Raw genomic sequence first — 2,915 nt, forward strand, 5'->3', positions numbered from 1 at the left:
CCATCAGCCATGGCATCTCTTCCCAGTCGGCCTCGGTCGCGGGCGATGGCAGGATGACATTGAATTTGCGCATCTCCATCGGCTGGCCGTAGAGCACCGTCTTGCCCACCAGATCGAGGTGGTCGCGCTGCGTCGGCACCTCGGCGAGGCGGTGGTTGTACTCATCCACCACGCGATTGCGTTGCAGCCGCATCGGATTGAAGTGTGGCCACTCGGGGCCGAAGATCGAGCTGAACACAGTGTCTTCACCACGCGACGCGACAATGCGGCGCTTGTGCTCATCGTGGACGGCGGCCTCCAGCGTCGCCACCATGCGGGTGCCCACCCACACGGCATCGGCACCCAGTGCCAATGCAGCAGCAACACCCCGGCCGTCGCTGATGCCGCCCGCGCCCAGCACCATCGCCCGCGCACCGACCGCGTCGCTGGAATCGCTGCGAGCGTGATTTTCCTGGACTGGCCTCGTCCAACCGTGACGCGAAAGAACCTAGCTGACGGGAAGTCCACGGGCCCGCCTCGCGGGTTTGGCGGGCTGAGGTGCGGGGACGGGGCGGGCCGTCGGCACAGCGGACGGGGAATCGGCATCGGCAACCAGCACGCCCGCTGTAACGATGAAGTCAGCGGCTCCTCGGAGATCCCCTGCCAATGCCTTGCTGGCCCCCACTGCATCCTTGTTCCTCAAGGCGGAGAAGATCCGATCGTGATGATCGGCCGAAACGTGTTCGGTCACGCGGGCGGACCCCGAACGCAAGTCGTAGTTGAGGATGGGGCCGATACGCAGCCAAAGCGCCTCGATCATTTCAAGCAGCATCGGCATACGCGCCTGCCGATAAATGGCGAAATGAAGCTCCTTGTTGAGCGCGATCAAATTCGCTTCATTCGGCTTCTTCAGCAAGCTTTCTCTCGAGAAGCGGTCATGTGCTGCCCCAATCTCGCGAAGCCCCCTCTCATCGACCAGCTCGGCGGCGCGGGCTGTTGCCAGGCCCTCGAGGTTGACGCGGATGTCGGTGATTTCGCGGAACTGGCTGACCGTCATGGTCGGTACACGAAGGACTCGGTTCGGCATCAGCTCGAGCGCTTTCTCCGACAGCAGGCGGTTAACCGCTTCCCGGACAGGCATCACGCTCACGCCGAGGCTCTGCGCAATCGTTCGCAGCGACAACTGTTCGCCAGGCATCACGCGCCCGCTTATCAGCAGTTCGCTCAACTGCTTGTAGACATCTCCGCTCAGGGTTTGGCGGGTAACCGGGGTGACGAGGCTCGAGAGGTCCATGCCCGAAGTATAGGACGAAACGTATTCACTGTGATCTCTTAGCACAGCCGCGAATGTCGCGAACACGGCGGTCTATCTAGGGATTTCCCTACTACGTATCTGTGATCACACATCGTACGATCACGACGAGTGAAACCGGGACACATCATGCAACCGACCTTCCGAAGATTGTTGCGATTCCTTGGCAATGGGCGGCGGGTCGCTGCACTCTCTGGCGTGCGTGTTGACCGCACGCTCATCGGTGCCTACAGGCTCTACCTCGGCATCCTCGGTGGGTGCTCATGCTGACCGCGCTCCAGACGCTGTTGGCGGGTACCACCTTGCCCTACGCGTCGCGTGCAATCCTGTTCGGCCTGGTTGTGCTGGCGGCCGTCGTCGGGTTGCGCGAGCGCCGTCGTTGAAGTGGGCGAAACCCACCACATTCCATCCATACGTACAAGGAGACACTCATGCGCATCGAAGTCTTGGTTGATGTGAAGACCACGCTAGGCGAGGGACCCGTTTGGGACGTGCAGGACCAGCGCCTGTATTGGATCGATAGTTTCGGCTGTCGCGTCTTCCGCTGCACCGCCGACGGGCGCGAGATTCGCGCATGGGACGTGCCCGAGAAGATCGGCTCGATGGCAGTTCGACGTGACGGCGGTGCGGTGGTATCTCTGGCAACCGGATTCCACTTCCTCGACTTTGAGACGGGCGATACCACGCTGATCGTGAACCCCGAGCCAGACAAGCCGGACAATCGGCTGAACGACGGAAAGGTTGATCAGCGGGGACGCTTCATAGCTGGAAGCATGGACACCCAGGAAGCTGGTCCGAACGGTTCGCTCTATCGCCTCGATCCTGATCTTTCATTGCATCGGCTCGATGACGGCATCATCGTCTCCAACGGCCCATGCTGGAGCCCGGACGGAAAGACGTTCTATTTTTCCGACACCTGGTCGGATGAGATCTGGGCCTACGACTACGACCTGGATACAGGCAACGTTGCAAACCGCCGAACGTTCACCAAGCTCGGAATGTCTCCCGGCTGCGCGACGGATGGTTCGACGGTGGATGCCGAAGGCTTTGTCTGGAACGCGCAATGCTACGTTGGAAAGCTCTGTCGCTATGCACCTGATGGCTCGCTCGACCGGGTGATCGAGATGCCTGTCAAGAAGGTCACGAGTGTTAGCTTCGGCGGGCCGAATCTCGACATCCTCTTCGTAACTTCGATGGCCAGGCCGCCGCTGCCCCGATTCCCTGGCGACGGTGTTCAACGCGGCAGCCTTTTCGCGATTCACGACCTTGGCATCAGCGGGTTGCCCGAGCCACGCTTCGGTGGCTGAGCGATGGCTCGAGACGAAGGACACCCCGTGACTGCACTGCTTTCAGGCCGACGCGCTTTGATCACGGCAGGCGCCAGCGGCATCGGACTTGCGATTGCGATTGCTTTCCACGAGGCCGGCGCGAAGGTCGTGATCTGCGATGTCGACGAGGCGGCGATGGCCCGAGCACGCCAAGCGCACCCGGACTGGGGCGTCGTGAACTGCGACGTCTCGGAGCGCGATCAGGTGGATGACCTATTCGCGGCGATGGCCGAGCGTCATGGCGAGCAGTTGGACATTCTGGTCAACAACGCTGGCGTTGCCGGGCCCACCGGTGG

General features: G+C 61.8%; 4 protein-coding genes. 2 read left to right on the top strand and 2 right to left on the bottom strand.

Annotation, left to right across the window (positions count from 1 at the left end; all coding sequences use genetic code 11):
• On the bottom strand, positions 1-403 hold a 403-nt coding region (locus AC1DY5_RS49670), incomplete at its 3' end, for a nitronate monooxygenase (protein ID WP_478121678.1).
• Positions 404-487: 84 nt separating this feature from the next.
• Positions 488-1,273, bottom strand: coding sequence for a GntR family transcriptional regulator (locus AC1DY5_RS49675; RefSeq protein ID WP_478121681.1), 786 nt, complete (start codon positions 1,271-1,273; stop codon positions 488-490).
• A 449-nt stretch (positions 1,274-1,722) separates the two neighbouring features.
• Here AC1DY5_RS49675 and AC1DY5_RS49680 point away from each other — a divergent pair, with 449 nt between their 5' ends.
• Together AC1DY5_RS49680 and AC1DY5_RS49685 are read left to right on the top strand one after the other, a co-directional pair.
• On the top strand, positions 1,723-2,598 hold the full coding sequence (locus AC1DY5_RS49680) for an SMP-30/gluconolactonase/LRE family protein (RefSeq protein WP_478121679.1): 876 nt from the start codon (positions 1,723-1,725) through the stop codon (positions 2,596-2,598).
• A 27-nt stretch (positions 2,599-2,625) separates the two neighbouring features.
• On the top strand, positions 2,626-2,915 hold a 290-nt coding region (locus AC1DY5_RS49685; RefSeq protein WP_478121680.1), incomplete at its 3' end, for an SDR family NAD(P)-dependent oxidoreductase.

The sequence above is a fragment of the Variovorax sp. P4_D9 genome (genome assembly GCF_056401695.1).